Source organism: Pseudomonas germanica, from assembly GCF_019614655.1.
In the GTDB taxonomy this organism is placed as follows: Bacteria; Pseudomonadota; Gammaproteobacteria; order Pseudomonadales; family Pseudomonadaceae; genus Aquipseudomonas; species Aquipseudomonas neuropathica.
Genome location: NZ_CP071586.1, coordinates 3,867,900 through 3,891,696, shown reverse-complemented (window position 1 = coordinate 3,891,696; position 23,797 = coordinate 3,867,900). Strand labels below are relative to the sequence as shown.

Sequence of the window (23,797 nt, the reverse complement as noted above, 5' to 3'; positions counted from 1 at the left end):
GAACTTAGTCCGGTAATTGATTGGTTGTATCAATCGACCTTCCTTTCGAGCTGCTAAGGAGAAGACAACATGCGCGTTCCGACGGATCAAATCGCATTTCTGGCCATTGCCCAGTCTCCCAAAGACAAGCGTCGCAGAATCGCGGTTTTTGTCGGTGTACGTGCCGCAGATCCTGGCGAATCGCCGCCTTGGAGAGTCCGATTCGTTGACGCAGAGCGGATTGAAAAATTTTTCAGCGCAGTTGAAGCTGGATCAATTTTTGATCTGGAACAGGATGCCGGGTTGATTGACGATTGGGTGACGTCTTCGCGCAGCATCTGCACTTCGGATGGTGATGGAAATGATTCGGAGGCCGTTGTCGGGCCAGCCACCGGCGCTATGAAGAATTGCAGTTTCTGGCTGGACGGGATTATTCGCGTTCATTTCTTTCAGGGGGACCGTCTACTTGATTCGTCTGTCGTTCCCAAGCCACTCGTCCATCTGGATGTAGCAGGCTCGGTGGTTAATCTCGGCGGCGACGTACTCGATGCGAATTGGGCGGTGTCTCGTGTACGTCTGGATGCAGTCTCGGCGTGGATCAAGCAGGACGGCAGTTTCAACCTCGATTCCGAGCTCAAAGAGTTTCGCCTGATCTGCCACATACCCCTTGCACTCGGCGTTCACAAACCACCGGAGCCGCTTGAATACAAGTCAAAACGCTACGACACGCGCGCACTTCTTGTTGCACATGCGGTTCGCGACAGACAGAAAGCAGGGCGGCTATGGCTTGACGGCGAGGAAACAAAAAGCGCGCGCTTCCGTATTCTTGATCTCGGCTTTTCCGATTTAAACGGCGTGACCCCCCAGACATTGCTCAGCACTGACCGCATCAAGAGTACGGCAAAAGATCGCACCTTCGATGACCTTGTCGGAAATAATCAAGCTTACTTTACTGCGCCTGCTGCCAGTTCTGACGCGCCTGCGTTCAGTCACATTCCACTGTTCTGTGCAGACCCTCCCGATCGTCTGAAGTCAGCGCGAAGACAAATCGGTTTTCGCAAGGTCATGAACGCCTCAAACAATGACTCTTTGCAGCTAATACTACGTGCCGAACTGGATTTCGAGATTGTCAGTCGCGGTGTCTGGACCGCCTTGTGGGAGGGGTTCGCCAAAGCAGTGACGGGGCTTGATGTGCCCAAAAGTCTTGAGACCCGTCGCAGTTTCTCGCTGGCGCAGGAACAATACCTCAATTCACTGAAACTTGAATGCAACCCACCCGACATCATCCACTGGCTGTTTACGGCACGGTTCGATCAGGATGCGACTGCCGATCTCCCCCTGTCGCAATCTATCGAGGGCGCGCTGGTCGATCTGCTAGGCGAGATGCGCGCCAGTCTCGATAAACCGCTTCGACTCCTTCGACCACTGTCGGGCGCAACGACAGTGCCTGATATATCCGTATTGCGGGGCGACGTCATGCCATGGCACGTGGTCGGAGACCTTAGCGAGCAACCCCACCGCCGGCGGGTACATAACGAAGCATATCCGCCGATCTCTTGGCCGGATGCCAGAGATCCGGACCGCAGCATCATCCTCAGGTCCTTTCAACCGCGCTTGTCCCAAGATCTCTGGAGCATCAAACCGCAGAAGTGTTCGCGCCGAGCCAAAGTGGAACTGGCTGCTATCAGAACCAAGAAAGGGCGGGCCCTCATGCTGGATGGAAATTCAAGTATGACGCTGCAAGCCCAGCGACCCGAGAAGGATCAATGGGCTCTTCAGCCCTCATCGTCGGAAGAAGGGCTGATCTTCGAATTGAGCGCCATGACGGCAGATATCCTGCAGACGTTGCGAATCGGTAGTTTAGAGTTCGATCTTCAAAAGTTGGCAGATATCACTTACGTTGCACGTCTCAGGAGTTTTACTAAAGGCACTGCCGGGCTTGATAGCGCCGGCGGCATGGAACTCATCTTGCGACTTCTGGCCGCAACGGTCACTCCGGCGGATCAGGACCCGCTGCCATCCATGCAACGAGGGGGCAAGGGGACAAAGGATGACTCTTCGCTGGAGCGTGAGCCCTTGCTGTTGGCCTTTAACCGTCATCAAGATCAGACCAGCCCGTTGCTACTCACCGCAACAGAAGTCTTTGACGCGCAAACCGATCAGACAGTCGAATGGAAGGTCGAGACGACACCCGGCGATCATTCGTTCAATCCCGTGACTTTGCTTGTGCTTGATCCGGCACCCTTTCGGGTCGTCGTTGCGCAATCGGTGTTCAGGTATTCGGACGAAGGCGGGGTGATCGCCGATTACAGACGCCAGGACGATGGTAACGTCGCGTGGCGAGTGGTCGACCCCCTTGAAACCGTCAATATCATGCTTGGCCCACAGATTCTGGGCGAAGCCATGGAAAAGAGCGCGCAAAGTACTACCGGTACTCAACCACAGGATATCGGCCAGGATCAACCTGCCGCGGCACGTTTTGGCTCGTTGACCCGCATTGCCCTCGATCAGACCAATCGGTCCACCAACACCCGTGAGCCTGGGTGGAATATTCGTCGGCTACTCAACCGGGTGAGTGATGCGGCGCCCGGTGCAATGATTCGTGATCTGCGGCTCGAGCTTGCTTACGGCATGGTCACACGGCTGATTCCGACGAAGGATATTTGGCTGGCCGAGATGAGTGGCATCATCGGAGCCCCACCCAGGAAACTCACCGATTCGTCCAGTCCACATGACAAAGCGATCGTGGACTACGGCAATGACATTCTTGCTGCGCCAAACTATCGATTGGCTGTCGACAAAGTATGGAGTGCCAAGCCCGAAGCCGACTTTGAAACGACAGACGGCCTGACCTTTGCACTGCGCACGAAAATTGACGGTGCCGGGCCGGAGACGCCTTTTCGTTTCCCTGTCAGCGAAGGTTATGATTCGACGGACGATGATGACCCCTCGCTCAACAACACGTTCGCCGCTCCTCTGGCCGAGGACGACCTGGCATTCTCCGGGGGGATCCCGTGGGCGTTTCCGAGCGCGAATATTCTGAAGGAGGTTTACCTCAATCCTCTCTCGCACAGTGGTCGACTCGGCGCGGTTCATCTGTCAGCACTGGGAGGTTGGGGTCGCCAGAGGGCTGAGTTTGCCGACGGAAAATCCATCATCGAAACCGAGACCGACATGGGGCGGATGAGCTTCTACAAGCTTGAACGCCTCGGTCGGATAGGTGGGCTCGGGCATCGAGCCAAACATGTCATTGTTTTTCGCCGAACGGTGGTGCCGTCTGCGCAATTTTACAATCGCTCTCCCATCGGCCTTAAGCAGGATGAACATGCGGGGCGGCCCATTCTGCGCAAGGTCGAGGAATATGTAGAGATTCTCCAGCCGGAGCGACGTTATCCGGAGAATGGCACTGCCGTTCGCGAAGCAGGCTGTCTGGTCGGCGCTCGTTTCACGAGCCGGCGGATGCTTGTCGACTCCGATTGGGGCGGTGATGTGCGAAACGAAGGCTGGGTCGTTCCGCTTTGGCAGAAGACATTTGCCGTGCCTTCGCCCGCGTCTGGGGCCGACAGTGACAGTCCCGCCAGCCTCTACCCCAAGCCTGTCGTTCATCTGTTAATGCCGGGTGAGGACAACGCTGAAGTCGCCATTGAAATCGCTACCCCGGAACGGCTGGTGTTCTATACCTCGACGCTCAGGAATGAGACCTCCGAAAATGTCGACCAGTGGCATGCGGTGGAGAGCGTTGATTTTTGTGATGCTCCCGCTCCGACGGTCAGCGAGGGAAAATGGTCCGGTGCAACGGACCGAAGCAAGTACCTGCATGACGGTATGTTGCCGTCCGCGCCCCGCGAAGCGAAGGGACATGAAGCCATGACGCTCGAACTGGTCGATGCCCGAGTCCCCGTCAGGCTGACGGCAGGTCGCACGGAGGATGGGCCTGCTTCGACGCTGAAAAATATCACCCTGTCGAGGGCGCGGCCCCGCCAGTCGACAACACCTGATCCAGCGCTGCCAAAGGATACGGATAGCGAAGAGCACGCGCGTCTGGCGGGTGAGCAGGCGGCGATGCTTGCGGCAACCATCCGTGGTCGTCTTGATCGCATGTTCGGCATGGTGGCGGGGCGGTTTGAGAGTCTGTGGCGAGAAGGTATGACTTCCAGGGAGCGTCTCATCGCCGCAGTCAACGCTTGTCGTGCTGCACTGATTACCGATCTCAAAACGTTGCATGAAGAGATTGGCGATAACGTTAGGGAACTGACAGACAACATTTCCCGGGCCAAGGTGGATCAGCACACACTTACCCTCAAACTGAGCGAAGACATTCAGCAAAAACTTGAAGCAGAGCACCAACGGCTGCTCGGTCAATGTGAGTCGATTTTTCGCCATGAAATGGATCAACTTCAGGCAAGCGCTCAGAATCTGAAACAGATACGGTCTGAAATAGATGGAGTGAGTACAGCGCTGAAAGACGTCAAGGTGGGACAGCCTGTCGAAAACGCGAAAAAGGTACTGACGGAGTGGATAAGCAAAGCTGAAACCCTAAGTAAAAAAATAAGCCTTATCCCCACCGCGCTGCCGGAGGCCTATGCGGTTCTGGAGGTCAATGGCGAGGGTATCGATCGAGCGCTTGGCATTCAGGCGAAGATTGAGAGTTTGCGTGAAGAAATTCTGAGAGAGATCACAATATTCAAGTCAGCGTTGAGCGAAGTTGGTTCGTCGATTGATAACTGGCAGGAGCCTCTTGATGAACCCGCTCTCAATGACTTCAAGCATAAAATTCGCTCCTCGCTCGGTGTCCAGCAAGAGACCATTGAGCGCATCCAGTCTGGCCTGAAAAACCTCGCCAAATCGGATGGCATCGTCATGGCGATGCAATCGATGGCACGTCAAGCTTCCACCCTGTGTGATGCCCTCGAAAATCAGCTTGTGAATTTTAGCGTTCAAATCGAGGCGGTTTCATATCCGGTCGGCCCTGATGTGAAAAAAGCGCTGCAAAGTCTATGCAAAACCATGGATACCCGGACGCAAACCCTGAGCAATATCCTTAAGACAAATTTGGCCAACGCCGCCAACGATTTGTATCGCGCTTGCAGCCAATTACTCGGTGAATTGAAAGGGGAGCAATGGAGCCGCGATCTGATTACGACGGTGGCCGTTTTAGCCAAATCACTCGCCAAGGCACTTCAAACAATACGCAGTAGTGCGCAGGCCTTGCTCGACGCGACAGGCAATGTGACTGTCGAAATAGAAGCGCTGGCGCATACATTCGCCAACACCGTGCTGAGCGAATTTCAACACGCTATCGACACAGTGCCGAGCCGAATCATTGAGGCTAGAGAACGAGCAGAACTCGCCCTCAGTACGAACATCGCCCCACTAAACAAGAATGTGATAACTGCCATCGATGAAGCTTTAAAACCCGCCAAAGCCCTGTTCGACAGAACCGCCACAGCATGCACTGAACCGGCGAACGGCTGGAATAAATGGGCCGACCAACTTAAAAGTCAGATTGCCGATATTTCGGAGTCCGAGACCCACGCGGCGTTGGAGATAGAGCGGCGCATCAATCAGTTCGCGGACGACCTAATCAAGGCCATCCGGGCCGACGATACTCTTGAGGCTATCCGTGAAAAAATTGCTGACGCGGTAAACGACCAGGTCGAGCGCATTCGCAAGGGGGTCGATGGTGTGCTGGGTGACGTCAATACACAACTCGCACGGACGCTGGGTGTTCAACCCGGTGAACTGGTTAACGGTGTTCGGACTGCTGTCGAAGACGCGCGTTATCTCTATCAGGAAGGCGACAACGTTCTGCGTCTGTTAAGGGCCGTGGGTGATCCACCGAAGACGGATGGCTTGGGCCTCAACCGGCCTGAGGTCGCCTATGTGTTCGACGCCTTGAAACCAATCGTCGACATGACCCCTGCCATTGCTTTCGCCAACAAGGTCAATGATACCGTGGCGGCAGCGGGGGAGGCGGGGCGTGCACTGGGTGATCTTGCCGAAGCCTTCGGACTTCGAAATCCCGTGGAAGGGCTGGGCAGTGATTTCATTCCCGAAAGTCTCAAGGGCTTGTCGATCTCGAAACTGTTTCCCTCAATGGGAGGCCTCGATCTTGAAGGTTTGCTCAAGGATGCGGTCTTCCCTGATCTTGCCACGCAGAAGGGACAAGGTGTTCCGATAACCCGAGGCTTCGATAAGAACACTAAGGAAGCGTGGCTACAGGCCGATATCGACGTCAAACTCGACAAGTCGACCGCCATTCTCGATTTCGGACCGGTCAGCCTGATGCTCGACAAGGGGCACTTTACGGCCATGACGCGAGTATCCAGGGGGCTGGGGGGTGAAACAGCCACTGTGACCAATGGGCAAATCAAGGGTGACTGGCGTCTAGTGACCGGTGGCATGGAAGTGATCACTTTCGAACAGACCCCTCTGCTGTTCGACAAGTCGGGGAGAATCGATTTCAAAATCGCAACCGAACGGGTCCGGTTGGCTCCCAGTCTGGAGTTTCTCACTAATCTCATGGCAAAGGCCAAGCAGGCCGTACCCTCGGGTGTCGAACCCATTATGCGTGATGGAGCGCCGGCGGGTCTTGTCGCGCGCCTGGCCATGGCGTTGCCGCCCATCCAGACCGGTGTATTTGGAATCACCGACCTTACATTTGGTGCGAGTTTCGCAGTCATTGCAGTACCCGAATTCGAGATTCAAACCTCGCTGGATATCGGTTCGCGCGACGCGCCGTTCACGCTGGCTGTCTGGTTACTGAACGGCGGTGGCTACATCTCCCAGCATCTCTCCTACAGGCCCATGGCAAAACCGACACCCGTCCTTTCTTACACGCTTGATGTCTCGATCTGCGCGGGGGTGGGGATCGGTTTTGGCTTCGGTGTCGTTTCCGGAGGGGTCTGGCTACAAGTGGGTTGCAGCATCGCGCTGACCTGGACAACCGGCTGTGGCGGCAATGTCACCACCCTCACTGCATTCATGCTTGCACGTGGCAGCGTAGACGTCGCGGGGCTGGTCACGGCCGGCATCATGCTGCGGCTTGAGCTGTCCTACGACGGCAGCGAGATGATTGCGCGTGGAACACTGCGCTTGAGTTTTCGGATCAGTTGCTTTTACACCCTAAAGGTCAATCAGGCCGCTGAGTATCACATTGCAGGTGAGCGACGCGCTGAGCAAGCCTCTGACTACGCCGCCTCGTTTGGTTGATCGGCGCTATCAAGATGAAGTCGATATCAGGGAGTTGATGACATGGCAATGATCACGTTGAAAATCCAGGCAGACCGCGTCAAAGCGACTCAGGATCAACAGGAGGCATGGATCGCAGTCAAACTCTGCGCGGAGTTCACCGATATCCAGGCGTCGGAATTGGAGTTGGGGGCGCACACTCATCGTCAGTTGCTCCCTTGGCATTGGACAACTTTAGATCCGTCGGATGAGCATTGGACTCCGCACAGTAAAGATGCCTGGCAAGCCTGGCTTGTCGTTGGTAGTGGCGTTCAAGCCATTCAGATCAAAGACGCCGTTTCAAAGCCAGCTCCAGTCATCCCGAGCAACTTTCTCGCGCTTCTTGATAAAGCTGCCGATGCGATCGCGATTGACCAGGGCCTCATACGCCCGGAAAGCCTGGTACTTGCACCTCTCGGAGCTGAAGCGGACATGAGAGGAACCGTGCCCGGATTTGTCGAGCGCCTCTCGGCAATGCCTCATCCGGTGCCTTGCAATGCGAAGGTTCATGCTCTTCTCGCCGTCGACCTCCCGATAGAACTGGATGACGAAGCGATCTTCATTGTCGCGCCTCGCGTCAACGTGGCAGGAAACCTTTTTGATCGCCCGGTTAGCTCGCCCAAATTAGTGGAGGGCCAATGGACTTTCGACTATAGCCTACAGGGGCGTGCAATCTGCCAGGCGAGCTTGCCCAAAAAGCGTCTTGTCCATGATGGTCCCAGCGGGCGGATCATTAATCTTTATGAGCAGTTGGTTGCCATACAAACCGACCACGATCAGTCGCTGCCGAGCGCTGATCGTGTGGCGGCGCTGCCACAGGCACTCGCCGATGCGATGGATCCGCTGGCCCGGATTATTTCGGTGCTGCCGCGCGCCATGGCTGAATGGCTTGCGGCTGATCACGATCAGGTCAGGCACAAAGAACGATTAAAAAGTCTGGAAGACGATCTTGCAGCGCCAACCTCCACCCTCTGCCGGGCTCTTGACTTTATCGGCTTGCAGGTACTTGCCCAGCGCTACGATGCAGTGGGACGCTTCGAGGTTCCGCTGATCCAGCATCTGGAAGGGCTTAGCGCCAACTCCCGCGATGCGGCCCTTCTTTTGAAAGATCATCTTGCGCGATTACCTGCGGGAGATGCGAATGCAAAGTATCCCGCCGCTGTGCGTTCAGATCACGACTATCTTGAAAAACTGCTTGAAGGCTTTTCGATTTTTACCCCTTCCTCATTGCGTGTTGCCGCAGGACTTTCGGTCGACGTGCAGGGCACTCAGCCATTCAACGCACTGGATAGCCTCAAGCGACTGTGGGCTTCTCCCGGGCCTGAGCAAACAGGTACCGTCCGCGGTTTGCGCGATTTCACACTCGCGCCGACTGAACCGGCGGATGCACAGCATTCGATTCGTGTCGAGCGTGTTTTTCGCAACCCGCCGTCGATTATAGATCCCGGGCAAGGTTCATCCGATGTCGAGCGCGTGCTCAAGGACATTGCATTCGAGTCGGTGCGAAGCAGTATGAGCATGGCGTATGCCGCACCCTTCATAGAGGGACTGGTCAGTGGTCGCACCCACTGGGGCGATGTCGACCCGGCGGGCTCGATGACGCCATTGGCGGAGAGATTTGAAGTTTCCATGCGCTCCTTGCTGCTGAACAAGGGAAACGCCAGCGATCCGAATGGCCTTTACCTAACGCTGGCGACCCAAGCGAAAACAGCGTCGGAGGATTTTCAACCGAAGCTTGGCACGTTGGCACCCGAGCTTGGCACGTTGATTGATACGCTGATGGAGTTCGCCGGTCTGGAAGCGATCAAGATCGCCAGGAAGTTGGGGTCCACTTCCGAACCATTCGATCGCATAACGCCTTTGCCCTTGCCTCTGACCCTGCAGGTCGATCAGTTTCGCACCTTTTCCCGGCATCTTGACGACTGGACTCGAATGGCGGGCTACGGTCTCATTCTGGGCAGGGAAGACGAGGCGGGCGATGTAAATCCGGTCTCACTCAATCGATCAACGCTAACGTTCGGAGGGCAGCCCCTTCCTCCAGTTGCGACGGGGGGGGAACTCCAGGTACGCAATGGGTCTGCTCTCCACGATGGCGGTTTTTTGATCGTCCGTCCTGATGCGCAGGCAAACGCTGTTAACTGGGTTGACCCCAATCCTTACCCGTTGAGCGATCAGATCGGGGTCAGCGACGCTGTCGCGGAGTACGCGAATTCCTGGTTAACGGCTCCCATGCCAGGTGAAGCGCTAATTGATCAAGGCACAGCGGCGGGCGTTGCTGCGGCCCGATTTCTGGCTGGCGCTCCTCCACCTGCCAGCGACCTCCCTGCACTGAGTTTTGGGTATCGTTACAAAGGTCTTGGGCACCTGCCGTTAAATGGCGCCGTTCTGGCACATTGCGTGCGCCACAAAGACAACCCGTATCTGCTCGATATTCAGGCTGATCGCCTACAACTGCTGGATTTCGGTCTCTACCTCCGGACGGTGGGCATCGGCGGCCCCACGATCATCCGTGAAACCGCAACACCGCTGCCCGGTGGAGTGGCTTTGTTGGCCGATGAGCTCCCACTGCGAGCTTCACCCGTCAAGCCTGGACAGGGAGGTATTCGTTGCAACTACGATCATGAGAATGGCGAGAGTCTTACCGACTGGCCGGGAACCTCGACGACGGAGACGCCGGGCTTGAGGTTCGAGTGGGTCGTGACGCAGGGCCCAGTCGAGCTCGCGGTCACTGTTTCGCAAAACGTTCGAAGCGACGATAAATTGGTACTTCACGCAAAAGCCGCTGGAGCACAGTCGGCCATTTGGTTTCGACTTGATGTTTTTCGAGATGGATCTGCAACCCTGTCGCAGCGTGATTGCGGCACTGCCGCTGAAGATGAGCTGGGCAACGAGGTCCCCTGGACCAGCGCTCCATCCATCGAAGGCAAACCCTGGGAAGGCGACGGCGTTTATCTCACGCTGGTCCCGGACCAAATCGGCTTCGCCATTGAGATGGCGGGTATCACGGGATTGTTGCGAAAGGCCGACGGCTCGATCAGGGCGTTGACGAAAACCCCCCAGGCGGTAGCGGGGCAGCGCACGCCGTCAGCAGCCATCCTCCTCAATGGTCTTGGCACCGTTGCTTCGAATGGAATCGTGCCCACTAGCGCCTCTCTTCGGATCAAGGGCCCATGGACCAACCGGCATTGTTGGGAGCGATGGACGAATGTTGCGCTGTTCGCGAAAGATAAGCAGGGCTTGGCACTCAAGCCGCTTGTGATCAAGACGCTCAATCGTCTGCAGGAGGAAAATCCGCCCAGTGGTTCCCGGGTCGAAGAGGGTGTGATGCCGGACCCCGCCGTCGGCGGATTATATGTCGAGTTATGGGAGGTGTTTCCCAAACGTGAGCAGGTGGACGTGTTTTTCCTGCCAGCCTTATCCGAAAACTTGATGAGTCCTGAAATTCAGGTCCGACTATCAACCAATAGCGCGGGCGCTGCAGCCGCACTGAAACGACTTGCCGAAGACCGACTCGAAGCCGTTTGCCCTGCCGGTAAGGTGTTGGAACTTCGTACTCGAGCGGCAATCGATCCCGATGCGCGGGCCTTCGGCGGCTTTGTTCCCAACGGTAAGCGTTTGGGTAAAGCCGTTCTCGAAACCTTGTCGCGCGAGAAGATCAAGGGCAAAGATTGGCTCATGGGGCCGGCGGCTGTCCAGCCCATCGAAGTTGCTACCGAGCTGATGCCCGAGTTGATGTCGCAGATGTGGTCGTCTGCCAAACTGCTGAAATTGCGTTCGGAAAATGAGCGGCGCGTTGTCGACCTGACATTGGCTCCAGGGCTGTTTGGCAATGAGGGCAGGCAACGTTTGCGTTATTGCGCATCCGTCAGTTTGCTGCCGCAACGATGGTCCTGGCGCGGCCGCCCCCTGCCACCCACTCCAAACGATGCCTGGATCGGTCGAAGGGATACGGATACGGGGCTTGCCGCAACCGGCACTTTAGCTGCGGTCCATGCGCTGGCGGTGAGCGCAAATGCCTCATCGAAAACTGGCCGGGGGGCTGTTGCCGTTTCGCGAGATCTGGACTGGCGTGGAGGATGGAATCTGTGGCGATTCGGTGTGAGGCTGACGAGCCGTTATGCAGCGCTTTTCTCCGTTAATGCCCAATCCTCACTGGATTTACACTTACTCAAGAGTGACATGTGGTTGAAATTCCCGGTTCAGGACGAGAACAATGGTCGCGAAATCGCTAAACCTGCCCTTGCACTGATTCTTCCGCTGACCGAGCAAGACATGGACGAGGGGGTTGTACCACCTATCATGGCTATCTTTAACGGGGCCATGCATCAAAATGGCCATTTCGGCGATCGGTTAGCGGTTTCGGTTGAAACAGTTCGCCACCCTTATCCCTATCTTGAACGGGATTCAGGCGTTTTTGAGGTACAAAAGAACCTAAATAGAGAGCTCGTTGCTTTGGATGATCTCGTTGTCAAAAGAACGGAATGTGAGCAGAGGCTTGAGGCATCGGATGCTTTGCCTGATGGAGCCCCACAAAAGCTATCCGAGTCGGAGCGTGGATCCCTGGAAACAGAAATTGTCGATTTGAATCAAGAGGTGGTGAAACGAGAGGTCACCGTTGCGCAACTTCGGGCAGAAATTCAGGCTCGCACACGAGAGATCGAAGATCATCTTGCCAGCCATCCGACAGCCGCATTCAAGTACCTTCCAGAAGCAGGTCCTGATCCAGTCCGCACCGGTGCCTCCCATGATGGTTCTGCTGTTCCTTTGAGGCTGGATGGTCCCATCGGGTTCGGTTTTGATGTTGGTTTCGAGGCCGGAAGGTTTAATCATTCGGCGATGCTTGTCAGCCCGGATCGAAGCAACCTTTCGCCCTGGTCGATGCTCAAAATCAAATTCCGGAGGATGGAGGATCCGCAAGGGCTCAAGAATGTTAAACCGGCCCTCGCTGGCCCCTGGGCGATTAAAGGGCATTGGTTGAACGATCCAGGCTTGATCCACGAAGGGCTCATCTTCACGCAAGTGCTCAAGCGTGAAGAGATAACGTTGAAACTCGGCTTTCCGATCAAAGTGCCCAATCCCAACGGGCCAGGGCGATCCATCTGTATCGGGATAAATTGGGTAGCGAGCACTTTGACGATTGGCGCCTCTGTGCTGGCCCCCGACATCGCGTCGGCGTCGCAGCCGAACGCGGCATTCTGGAAAACGGATGATGCGGGTGACGAAGTTACGCTGCGGCTCATCGTTTCGCAAAAACCAAAGCCTACCCAGGGGGCCCAGTACCGTCCTGCCGGTGAGGTGGTCGTGGAGTTGCTGATTGGCGACACGCCACAGATCGAACACACGGGCTACCCGTGGTTGACGCTGTTCACACTCCCGTTCGAAGCACAGGAAGAGATTGATATCGATCAGAGCGGTCAGATCATCCTCGACGGCACTAATGAATTACCCGTTCCTGTCCGCCTTTCCGACTACGCGAATGCTGTCTGGTGCCAAGTCAGCGTCGCCAGTTCGCGCTTCGATGTCAGGCCGAGCATCGCCGAGCCGACATCGAGGGAGTGGAAATCGATGTCCGTGGATTCTTTGCTCTTGACGTCTGAAGGCACTGCAAACCATTGGCACGACCTCTGTTTGTTTGACAAGCAGCTCAAGTGCTCACTTGTCCTGCGGCCTGGAATCGAGGACACGCGGTCCGAGGTTGAGGAGATCTGCATCGCGATTCTTTCGACAGAGGTTCATGACATCTCGGGACGGCTAAAAGAGGAACAGTTTCTGGCAGCGCAGATCGAGACGGTTACGCTTCCTGGAAACAAATCGGTCTCACGCCTCGGGCACATCTTGTGGCACTCCAGTCTGGATGAACCTGTCCCCACCGATTTTTCAAATGGTCGGGTGCGGTTTGTGAGGACACTGATTCGACGTGGAACAGTCTTGCCGTCGCTCGAAAAGCTGTTTGAAGAGCCTATGAGCGACTTGGTAAACATGAATCCCGCCGATGCACGAGGGATGATGCTTAGCCTTTCAAAGCCTGCTTGCTGGAAGTTTCACCGTTAGTGAGGAAACCGGTCCATATTGTTTCAATGATTTAGCCCGAACTTTTTAGATTGGGCTTTTTCATTGTACGCCAAGCATGGAGCATAGCGCGCAGCGCAACCAGCTTGGTAGTGGTGGAAACGCTTGCTTGATGAGATAGACCGTCTATGGGACTGGCGCCGCTCATCGTACAAAGGATCTTCGAAACCGAAGAACATTTTGATAGGACTCTAGGGCGGTGGTTTCAGTTATAAAAAACTAATGATGCCCCCAGTTTTGCACCCGCTCGCACCTGGTGTGCGAGCGAACGCGAAGGGTGGTTCCTGATATAGTTCCAGTATGGTACCGGGTGGTTTTTAGTATAATTTCACATTGGAGTTAAAGGCTGCCACGCGTCATTCAGGCACGCCTAGCGCCCTCCACCCTAAAGAATCGCCTGCTTCAGACGATAACCTGGCATGCACTTACGTCGAGCCCTCCGGCTTGTGAAGAATCTGCACTCAATGGATTGTGAATTTGATTCGAATCGACAAGTCCGTAACCTTTCTACTGCCCTTTGATCGGTACAGCCTGACACTTTCGCATCGCTTGCTGGACAGCATGGGGGGCGTATCGCGTTTTTTGTTGAGGGCCATCGAACAGCAGCTTTCACTCGCCGCGTTGATCGATATCACGGCGTTGAGCGAAGCAGTGCTGCTCAACCAGTTGGCGTACCTGCAGGCTCACCATTATCTGCAGGTAGAAGAGAGCGATGATGGCCTGCTTTTGTGGCTGACACCGCGAGGCGCATCCATCGTGCAAGTTGAACGCTTGCTTGAGGGCTCGCGCATCAGTATCTGGATGGATGCTTTCACGCTCTCTGGCCATGCGGCGCACATGATGATGCTCGACGACTGCGCGACGTTGGCACCTCCCATGCCAGACAGTGATGCTCCCTCGGCCGTTGTCGTCAATGTGCCTCGCCGAGCAGGGCGGGCAGGACGAACTCGACTATTCGATGATGCAAACCGCCTGAGGAGCTTGCTTGAGCAGAGCGGGCTGAAGCAACTTCTCGAACATTGCTGGGGAGCCGATTGCGAATTGATCGCCAGTGAGTTCGAGCACTGGGCGTTCGAGCTTGGTAAAGACGAGGATGAGCAAGCCGAACTGCAGGTGCCCGTCGAATACGCTGCGGGGGAACTGCTGTTGCGTTTGAATACATCCGGCAATCAATGCAAACCAAGTGCGTTGCCCCTACTGACCCTGCCGGTGATTGAGATCACTCATTCCTTTAATCAGGTTGCGCATTTCCCATGGTCAGTCGACGTGCCGCCTACGTGTGTTCAGCGGATTGAGTTGGTCAGTTCAGGTGTCTTGACCCTGTTTTCGGAAAATGCAGTGGCCGAGGCCGAGGATGCCCGGCATTCCAAACTACCCATGATCCCTGAAACAGCCGTCCCGGCAGCGCTTGGCACATTGTCCGTGCGGCCAGGCATCTCGATGCAGGCCAGCGTCAGAACCCCGCGGCTTTTGTGCTCCATGGATGAGGTGCAATTTAGCCGTCATCTGCAGTGCACTCCTGATGCAATGGTCCTGTCCCATAACCTCATGACGTCCGAAACGGCGGAACTGGCATGATCACTGTCAACGTATTCGCGACCTTGTTCGACTGGGACGATAAAACCACGGAGCGGGTCAAGCGAGCCAGCGGCGCGACGCGGACCCTGTACACGATAGCGCGCACAGGAAAAGCAGCTGCAAGCCCGCTGATTTTCGTCGAGGCAGGGCTGGCATTTCTGGATGCCTTGGGTGCTTATGCGGATTATCGTCAGGCCAAAAGCAAAACACAGGCGCTGGAGGCCGAAGGTGAAACACTGCGCCGTGAACTCAAGGAACTCGAGAAGCAATTTCGGATACAGGCCAAGACGCGAGACTTGAAGTTCAGTGCGCAGATGGACGCATTGCGCAATCAACTGGAGGAGCGTGACGTGAAACTGAGCATCGGGGTTGCAAACCTGGAGAAACTGGGCAGGCATATCAAGCGACTGGGTGATCATGTGACCCAACAGCGGCTGGCATCGGCGCCTGATTGCGTACCTTTGTTGAAGTTGGAACGCACCTATTATCAACTGGTTGACGCACAGCTCAGTACAGCACTCACGCTTGTAGACGAGTAAGGAGCCCACGATGAAAAAGGCAAAGCCGCAAAAGACTGCATCCAACGAGAAGGCAGGCGACAGCGAGAAGGTCACCTTGAAAAAACTCGACCAGACTACGGCTATTGTCAAATCCGGCATTACCACGGTCGGCAAGCTTGCCGATTGGGGTAAGCAAGTTACGGCGAGCAAAGCCTCGATTGAAGCCAGCAGGGCGCGCGTACGCGACGCCGAGGAGAAGACACAGCAAGTGGCATGGGGCGCTATGCAGAAGATGAGTGAAACCGAGCGCCTGCGTCATAAAGACGCCAATGAGCACACTCAGGCAATGGCCAGGCTGCAGATGGAGCATGAGCAGATGGTCACTCTCGACCAGGAGCGGGGGCGTGTTCTCGACAAAATCCTGGAGGAACCCACCAGTCTTGATCAACTGGCGCACAGCTTCCGCGCGCTCATTCCGCCCAAGCCATGAGATGAACGACCTATGTACCAATACGTTGCCGCTGGCCTGTTCGTACTAGGAGCAACGGCTGTCGCCTGGCTCCTGGATAGCGAAACCGACGAAGAGCGCGAGTTGCATGAGGAGTTGGAACGGCGTAACGCCCGAGCGCGCAGTGACTATCAGGCTGCCAGCAAGGCAGACGCCAGAGAACAGGCGCGCGCGCACGAAAGGGCTGCGCTTGGGTTGAAGGCTGAGTATCAAGAGTACTGCTTCAAGTTCCGATCCCGCCTCCAGGGTCCAGCCCAAGAGTTCGACGCGTTGGCGCAACGGTTGGCCAGCGACTTGGCTGATGTGTCTATCAGCCCCTACAGGCGTAACGCATTGCGCCTGCTGAGCGGTCGCCTGCAAGACACACAAAATCGCCTGTCTGGCTTTTTCGCGTACTGCGAGTGGTACTTGCGCACCCTGGAAAAACTCGCCCAGCGGCAACAGTTCAGTGACCTGATGAGCATGGCGCAGCCGCAGTCCCGGCTGCCTGAGGACTGGTTCTACAGCGGTAAGGTGGTCTTAGCATCAGTCGCGGAAATAGATCAGGCCTTCAACGTATATCGCCAGAGGCTCGAATTGCGTGAGGAGAAACAGGCTGACGTTTGGACTGACACGCAACAGCGCTCGCTGATGATGCAGTACCCCGATCAGAGCGCTGTGCCGGTGCAGATGATAGGCAACGCGAAACGGCCGGACTTCTTCAAAGCCTGCGTGTTTCGTGGCGCCTTGCACGCCGAACACATACTTGAAAACGTGCCGTGCACAGCCTTCATAGAAAAAGCACGAGTATCGTCACAGCATGGCGACGGTTACACCGTGCGATGTTTTCCAAGCTTCTGTTCCATCGACAAACAGCAGGCCGCGAACACCGGTATCGTCGCATTCCTGCCGCGCAGCGAGTCTAGCTTCCCCGGCAAGATTTACCCTCGTGGCGAGCGTATTGAGGTTTACGTTCACTACTATGATCTGTTGTTGAGCAAGGACCAGATGACTGTGACACAGCACCCGGAGTCACTTCGTTACGGCGAACAAAGTACGGCGCCAGTGTTCATCCACGTGGACACGGCTGTATACGACCTCGAAGGCCTGGAGCGTGAGAGCGCCGGCGCAGAGTGGCAGCTAAGGAGTACGGTTGAAGTCGATGGCGTGCTGATCGTCGCTCTGCAACTCGGCGCGTGGCAGGTCGAGGCCAAGGTCAGCGCCAAGCAGGCTCAATTGGAGATTTTGAGCGTGACACGCACCGGTTTCGACAGCGTTGAGTTGGATACTTTGCCCTGCCCGGTGCGGTTGATCGACTTGAAATTCAAGGATAGCGTGTTCTGCGATGTCTTGCAGTTCGAAGCTTTTATCACTTTTTGCCGACAGCAGTCGCTGTTTGCTGGTGATGGCCTGGCACGCAAGCGGGCTGGTCAGTTCTTTGAACGGTGGAATGCGGTAACTGATTACCTGTTGGCTGAAACCGGGCATGTTGTTTTCAGTTTGAGTGACGTTACCGAGTTGGATGAACGGAGCCTGGAATGCTCCTGCAACTCAAGTCTGGACGGCGGCCTGACGAAGCTGATCGAAAAGGCACGGAATACGCCACGGTTGTTCATAGAGGAGCTGTTCCTAAGTGCCAATGGCGAACAGCGCTGGTTGCAGGTCGCCGAGTTGCACGGGGTGCCAGAGGTCGTTGTTTCAAAGCGTTATGAGATCGAGCATAAAGGCCTGAAACGGCCGGCCCCCAATAGTGGTTACCTCGGTCTGCAGCCGTCTCAGTACCGGATCCGATTCCCTAACCGGGGGGAACTGGCAAACCTGGGAAGGCAAAAGGTCGCACTCCAGGGGTTCTTGGGGGGGAGACTGGTAAACCGCGACCTGCAGCAGATCCTGTTGATGCCGGACCGGTATGCTCCGAAACCGGATCCCTTCTGGAGTGAACGGATTGCAGATGGCTTGAAGTGGCGAGATCCCAATTGGCAGGAGCCTGGCAAAGCGATGGCAGCCAAGAAGGTTATTGAGGCAGCCCTCATCGAGTCCAATTTGTACTTGGTCCAGGGCCCCCCAGGTACAGGCAAAACCACCTGCATCGTCGAATTGTTGCACCAGTTGTTTTGCGCAAAGCCAGACTCCAAGGTCTTGGTAGTTTCGCAGCAGAACGCAGCGGTGGATAACGCTCTGGATCGTTTCCTGGAGCAGTTTCCGGGCTTCAGTTCCAATGTGCTGCGCATAGGTAACGATGCTGACAAGGTTCAAGTGGAAATACAGCCGCGCATGACCGAGAGCGTGCTGATGGAGTACTTGCGTGCGCGCCAGCAGGACTACAGCTTGGCCAGCCTCGAAAACCCTGTCAAAGCCGATTGGATCGAAGCCTGGATGGATAGCATCTACCATCCCTCGGATCAGGGCCGATCAAAATTCGATGACGAACTGGCTGAACTTGTTGTCCAGGATCACGGTTTGATCGGCGCCACGTGCGTGGGGCTATCATCGCGGCGTTACGGCATGGATCGGCTCACGTTCGACATCTGCATCGTGGATGAAGGGGGAAGGGCAACGGTTCCCGAACTGCTCATTCCGCTGATGCGCAGCCGTAAGGCAATCATTATCGGCGATCACTTCCAGCTTCCTCCGAGCATCGGCCGTGCCTTGCAGGAGGCCGATGCAAAGACGGCCTTGCCGTTTCTCGAAGAGACATTCCTCAAAACCAGCTTTTTCGAGCAGCTGTATGAGAACCTCCCAGCGGCCTGCTTCGGCAGGCTTGTGGAACAGTTCCGCATGGTAGAGCCGATTGGGGACCTGGTGGCGAATCTGTTCTACACCACAGATAACGTGAGGGGGCTGCACAACGGAAAGGTGCATAAGCGCGAGCATTTCCTGGATGGGGAGCAGTGTCTCCGCTGGGTGGATGTTCCTCATGGCAAGGAAGGAAGCGAGGGCGACGGAGGTACCAGCTTGTTCAATGACGGGGAAGCCAAGGCGATAATTGACTTTCTGACAACGTCCGCACAAAAACTGGCTGCACGCCAAGGGGATGCACCTGACAGTTTTCAACGCAAGACCGTCGCAATCATTACCCCTTACGGCGCTCAAAAACGCCTAATCAACAAACTGTTCTCTGCACTTAAAAAGAACTTGGCTGTTATCGACCAAGTGTTCGAAGTAAAGATCGATACGGTGGACAGCTTCCAAGGCAGCGAGGCGGATATCGTGCTGTATTCGACGGTTCGGACACAGGGGGGAATTCGTTTCCTGTTGGACCGGCAACGCCTGAATGTCGCGTGCTCCCGGGCGCGGGAGAATCTAACGTTCTTCGGCCACGCTCAGTTTCTGCGCAGGCAGGAACGCGGTAAGAACGCGTTGTTCAGTTTGATCATAGATCGTAGTGCGAGGGCCACGGCATTCAATCGTGCTTTGGCCAAGGTGGAGAAGAAAAAAGAGTCTATTGCTTCGCGCGGGTAGGCGACTGCACGCATTTTGACAATGTCGGGGGGAGCTGTCAGGACTGACTACAGTTAGCCGCCATCGAACACATTACAAGGATCGTCATATGAACCAAGCCGTGAGCGAATGGCAATTTGCCCCACATCTGTCGCTTGATGTGGAGGGCATAACCGTTGCTTCCACGACCCTGGACAATGTGTTCAACGCCAGGAAGATTCCGTCCAGCGACGGCAGCTGTATTTTCGGCAACCTGCATTTGCCTGAATATCAACGGCCCTATCGTTGGAACGAAGAGCAACTGGCGCGGCTGCTCGATGATTTGCGAGCTTTCTTCAGCACGGGTGCGCCGGCCCACGACTTCTACCTTGGCAGCATCATCCTGCACCAGCAAGGTGGTAACGCACGTCAGCGGGGCTTGCTGAACATCATCGATGGCCAGCAGCGCATTACCAGCTTGGCGTTGCTTCATTACCTGCAGAAGGGTGACAAAGGCGCACCTGAGTTGAAATTCAACTCTCCAGAAAGCTATCGGCGTATTCAGCTCAATCTTCGATGGCTAGAGCAGCAAAAACTGCCGCAGATAGATTTCACCCGCATCAACGTGACTCTGGTCGTCACACGGCGAGAAGACGATGCCTACCGCTTCTTCGAAACCCAAAACACTTCCGGTGTTCGCCTGAGCGGTGCGGACATCATCAAGGCTTATCATCTGCGCAGCGTGATTCCTGTTGCGCAGAATGATTTCGCCAGGACCTGGGAGCGCCTCGGCGATCTCAAGCCCCTAGTCGCTACGCTCATGAAATCCCGGCATTGGCAAACCCTGCGCTGGCGAAACGTTGCCAGTGATCGTGACCCGATACTCGAGCGCAAGCAGATCGTCACGGAGCTCGCTGAGCGGACGCTGGCGAATACCGCCGATATTACCTATCGGCCCTTGCAGGTGCATCGCGATGCCTGCGGCAAGGAAGCGCATATCGTCCAAGCGGGGTATGCCATGCGTCAGCCCCTGGGCACGGGGGTAAACACCATGCGCTACGTCGAATACTTCCAGGGCCTTCGCCGGGCGTTGCTCGACGTCGGCAAACCGCCGCTCAAGGACTCGTTCGGCTTCTACTACAAACGGTTGTCTCAGGATGCATGCGGCAGCGTGTTCCTGAGCAGGGCATATGACTGCGCTTTGCTGATGTACGCCAGCCAGTTCGGTACTGCCCAACTGCTCGAAGCCAGTCTCTGGATGTTCCGGATGATCTTTTCGCTGCGCCTGATCAAAGAAGTCAGCGTACGGGAAGACGGCGTCCAGGCACACATCAGGGAAAATCCGCTGATGGACTGGATCGCCAGTAGCCATACCCATGAGGAGCTACTTCGGTACTTGCGGACCTACACCTACAACACCACCGAGGCAGGACTCGATAAGCACAGTATCAAGAAGCGCTTCGTAGAGTCGGTATCCATCACGCTTCACCTGGATCTGGCTTGGCCGGATACGACCCGGGTGGCTGCTGGGTACGATGCCGCGTTGTGTGACGCCATCGAACGAATCAGCCTCGCTGACATTGCCCGCCAAGGAGGCAAATGATGAACGCTCAGGTCCAGTCAAATGTGCAGACTGCCGCCACGCTATGCCAGCAAGGCATATCGCTGACCATTCCCTGTTACCAGCGCCCCTATGTATGGCCCAGTGACGATGTGGAGGCACTGCTGGAGCAGATCATCCTGGCGAGCGAGCCCGATGCGGACGGTCAACCCGCGCAATCACATTACTTTATCGGCACGGTGCTGACCAGCGAAGTAGTTCCGGGCTCGACCTCTGATGCAGGCATGGCCTACGAACTCATCGATGGCCAGCAACGAATGACGACATTGATGGTGCTGGCGCTTGCGTTCTATGCGTTGATGCCATCATCGCCGCTGCGGTCGCTTGTGATCTTGGGCAATGCGCCGAGACTCACATTCAATATTCGTGAAGAAGTTCAGTCACGGTTGAGCGCCTGGGCGGGTTTGACGGCGGACATCGAGCCGGACGAAAAGGAGATTTCGAACCCCTATCTCATACACTTGATTGCTGCCCGAAAGGTCGCATGCGACAGACTCAAGAGGTTGCAGGCCGTGGGCGGCGAGCGAGCCCTTGAACGCGTCGGGGACTATCTGTTCAACCAGGTGACCTGGGTCAACAATGTCATGCCCGCGGGCATGGACCTGAACAAACTGTTCGCGACGCTGAACACCAGCGGGGTCCAGCTTGAGCAGACCGATATCCTCAAGGCACGCTTGATGAAGCGTATCAAGCAGCACCGTGCCACTTACGAAGGCATCTGGCAGGCGTGCGAAGATATGGGGAATTACTTCGAGAAAAACCTACGTGATGTCTTCGCTGGTGCCAGTTGGGGGGGCTTGAAATTCAACGATCTCACGGATCACTCCTTTGAGCACTTTTCCCTTGATCGCCCCGTAGCTGGTTACGCGAAAGGCCGCACGATCAGCGAAATACGTTCGATGAGAATGAATGACGATGCGTCGGTTGAAGATCCGCGGGAGAAGGATGAGGCTCGCTATCAGTCGATCGTCAGCTTTGGTCTGTTGCTCATGCATGCGTTTCGAATCTACCGACGCACTCAGGATTGGAGTGACATCGGCTCACGACTCAACGACAGCAACCTTAATGACTGTTTCTCCCGCTTCGTCGAAAAGGCCACTGCGGCGCAAGCCAAGGGGTTTATGGAATGCCTCTGGAACGTGCGGTTTCAGTTCGACCGCTGGGTGGTCAAGTGGGTGCGCCTGGGGGAGGAAGATGAACGAACCTTGCGCTTGAGTTCCATCAACAATCGAAGCAAAGGCAATGGCCCCGATTGGCGCTCAATCACTCAGGACACTTCCGACCTGAGCCAACTGCAGAGCATGCGCTACCTCACGGGTGAGCGCAGTGCGCAATATTGGCTGACGCCGTTCCTTGGCAGGCTGGTCGACTCGCCATACATGACGGAACATCAGGTGCTGGCGTTGCTCGAACAGATCGATAATCAGCTCTCGCTCACCGAGATGACCCAGAAGGAGGCGAGCTATCGGTTGTTGTCAAGTGACACCGCCGAGCCGGTATCCATTGCAACGACAGTGGCTTACCTCAAGGAAGCCAACGGCACGAGCTTCGAGCACTACTGGTTTCAGAAACTGGAATACATTTTATGGCGTGAACGCCGCACGTCTAACTGGCTTGACCATGAAAAGTTGCACCGGTATAGGATTACCTCGAAGAACTCAGTCGAACATGTGCACCCTCAAAACGAAGAGTTCGGCAGGAGATTATCCGACGAACTACTACACGGATTTGGCAATCTGGTACTGCTCAGCCCAGGTGAAAACTCCTCGTACAGCAACCTGGCGGTACTCAAGAAGCAAGCGGCATTCCGCGCCAAACCCAAGTACGACTCCTTGAAACTGGCGCACATGTTCCACGTGCTCGGAAAAGGCGACGACTGGGGACAGGATCAGATCAACGAGCACGCGCTAGCGATGCTCTCGCTCATCGAGACGCACTACGGCACGTGAGCCTTCTGCCGCAGTCGTGTGCATAAGTCTCGGGTAGTGCTGGAGACCACTGGTCGCAGTGCGGCCTTGTGTCGAAGTCTGGGCTTGCCCAGGCATACACTGGACTGTCTGGTCTGTACACGAACCATTGTTGTTGTGGGCGGGCGTTGGTACAGCGTGCATGTGCCTTCGGTGGAGCGGGTGCTCCTACCATCTACATTCGGGAGATTCGGCGCTACGCGGGTTGCGCAGTGCGCAGGCTTTGCCGCTTCCTGCAAGGTCTTCCACTGTTAGAGTCAACGTCGGCCGAGAGCGCTTCGCATATTTCGACACGGGTGCGGCCAGCGGGCGGCACGGCCTTAAACTGCGATGTAAAAACGCTGATTAGGTACGCATTGTCCCATTGCGCTGCAGATGTCCGCCGAATCAAATTGAATTGATCATGATAGATTCTTGATTGGCCAAAAATCGTGTAGATTCCCATCATCGCCCTAAACGAGTTATGTAGCGTTGTCGGATGGCTATGGAGAGCGGCATTTATGCATGCAGTAACAGATCCAATGAAAATATTTGAACATGAATGTCGAGTCCGGGATGAGTTTTCGCGGAGTTTAAGTAATTATCGTCCTAGTGAAATATTGGCTCGTACCGAACAACGTTATTGGGGGACTCTGTTGCGCGCCGATATGCGTACCGTAGATACGGATGATGTCATAAGGGAATGGGAATTCAAGATTAATGCAGATTACAAGGCGCTAGGTCAAATTATCCAGTATGTTGCGTTGGCGCGTAAAGCTGAGTCTTTCAGGCCTATTCGGGGAGTGATAGCAGCATTTACATTTACGAATGAGTTGCGAATTGCGAATGAAGTGATGAATCTAAATCTAGAATTAGTATTGCTTCCTTCGTGGTTGCGGCGGTCCGGATACCTGATTGAAGAAGCTGCAGTTCTCCCTCGCATTCCTTTTGCTCCAACACTTTAAGG

General features: G+C 55.7%; 9 protein-coding genes. All 9 read left to right on the top strand.

Features of this window, described 5'->3' with window-relative positions:
- Nucleotides 1-69: 69 nt before the first annotated feature.
- The 9 genes from J0G10_RS17240 to J0G10_RS17200 all read left to right on the top strand — a co-directional run bounded on the left by J0G10_RS17240 (nucleotide 70) and on the right by J0G10_RS17200 (nucleotide 23,795).
- Nucleotides 70-7,191, top strand: coding sequence for a hypothetical protein (locus J0G10_RS17240; RefSeq protein ID WP_220556337.1), 7,122 nt, complete (start codon nucleotides 70-72; stop codon nucleotides 7,189-7,191).
- 42 nt (nucleotides 7,192-7,233) lie between these two features.
- Nucleotides 7,234-13,260, top strand: a complete 6,027-nt coding sequence (locus tag J0G10_RS17235; protein ID WP_220556336.1) for a hypothetical protein — start codon at nucleotides 7,234-7,236, stop codon at nucleotides 13,258-13,260.
- A gap of 495 nt (nucleotides 13,261-13,755) precedes the next feature.
- Nucleotides 13,756-14,856: a hypothetical protein gene (locus J0G10_RS17230; RefSeq protein ID WP_220556335.1), complete on the top strand. Its 1,101-nt coding sequence runs from the start codon at nucleotides 13,756-13,758 to the stop codon at nucleotides 14,854-14,856.
- Nucleotides 14,853-15,395 carry a hypothetical protein gene (locus J0G10_RS17225; protein ID WP_220556334.1) on the top strand — a complete coding sequence of 181 codons (543 nt, stop codon included), beginning with the start codon at nucleotides 14,853-14,855 and terminating at the stop codon, nucleotides 15,393-15,395. The genes J0G10_RS17230 and J0G10_RS17225 overlap by 4 nt, the downstream gene beginning before the upstream one ends.
- 10 nt (nucleotides 15,396-15,405) lie before the next feature.
- Nucleotides 15,406-15,846, top strand: coding sequence for a hypothetical protein (locus tag J0G10_RS17220; RefSeq protein WP_220556333.1), 441 nt, complete (start codon nucleotides 15,406-15,408; stop codon nucleotides 15,844-15,846).
- 12 nt (nucleotides 15,847-15,858) lie between these two features.
- Nucleotides 15,859-19,305 carry a DEAD/DEAH box helicase gene (locus J0G10_RS17215; RefSeq protein ID WP_220556332.1) on the top strand — a complete coding sequence of 1,149 codons (3,447 nt, stop codon included), beginning with the start codon at nucleotides 15,859-15,861 and terminating at the stop codon, nucleotides 19,303-19,305.
- Between the two features lie 88 nt (nucleotides 19,306-19,393).
- On the top strand, nucleotides 19,394-20,866 hold the full coding sequence (locus J0G10_RS17210; protein ID WP_220556331.1) for a DUF262 domain-containing protein: 1,473 nt from the start codon (nucleotides 19,394-19,396) through the stop codon (nucleotides 20,864-20,866).
- Nucleotides 20,866-22,833, top strand: coding sequence for a DUF262 domain-containing protein (locus tag J0G10_RS17205; protein WP_220556330.1), 1,968 nt, complete (start codon nucleotides 20,866-20,868; stop codon nucleotides 22,831-22,833). Before J0G10_RS17210 ends, J0G10_RS17205 begins: the two co-directional genes overlap by 1 nt.
- Nucleotides 22,834-23,351: 518 nt before the next feature.
- Nucleotides 23,352-23,795 carry a PDDEXK family nuclease gene (locus tag J0G10_RS17200; protein WP_220556329.1) on the top strand — a complete coding sequence of 148 codons (444 nt, stop codon included), beginning with the start codon at nucleotides 23,352-23,354 and terminating at the stop codon, nucleotides 23,793-23,795.
- Nucleotides 23,796-23,797 lie beyond the last annotated feature (2 nt).

Excerpts from the sequence above, each read along its gene's own strand:
- J0G10_RS17240 (WP_220556337.1), top strand. The coding sequence starts at position 70 with ATGCGCGTTCCGACGGATCAAATCGCATTTCTGGCCATTGCCCAGTCT.
- J0G10_RS17205 (WP_220556330.1), top strand. The coding sequence starts at position 20,866 with ATGAACGCTCAGGTCCAGTCAAATGTGCAGACTGCCGCCACGCTATGC.
- J0G10_RS17235 (WP_220556336.1), top strand. The coding sequence starts at position 7,234 with ATGGCAATGATCACGTTGAAAATCCAGGCAGACCGCGTCAAAGCGACT.
- J0G10_RS17210 (WP_220556331.1), top strand. The coding sequence starts at position 19,394 with ATGAACCAAGCCGTGAGCGAATGGCAATTTGCCCCACATCTGTCGCTT.
- J0G10_RS17220 (WP_220556333.1), top strand. The coding sequence starts at position 15,406 with ATGAAAAAGGCAAAGCCGCAAAAGACTGCATCCAACGAGAAGGCAGGC.
- J0G10_RS17200 (WP_220556329.1), top strand. The coding sequence starts at position 23,352 with ATGCATGCAGTAACAGATCCAATGAAAATATTTGAACATGAATGTCGA.
- J0G10_RS17225 (WP_220556334.1), top strand. The coding sequence starts at position 14,853 with ATGATCACTGTCAACGTATTCGCGACCTTGTTCGACTGGGACGATAAA.
- J0G10_RS17215 (WP_220556332.1), top strand. The coding sequence starts at position 15,859 with ATGTACCAATACGTTGCCGCTGGCCTGTTCGTACTAGGAGCAACGGCT.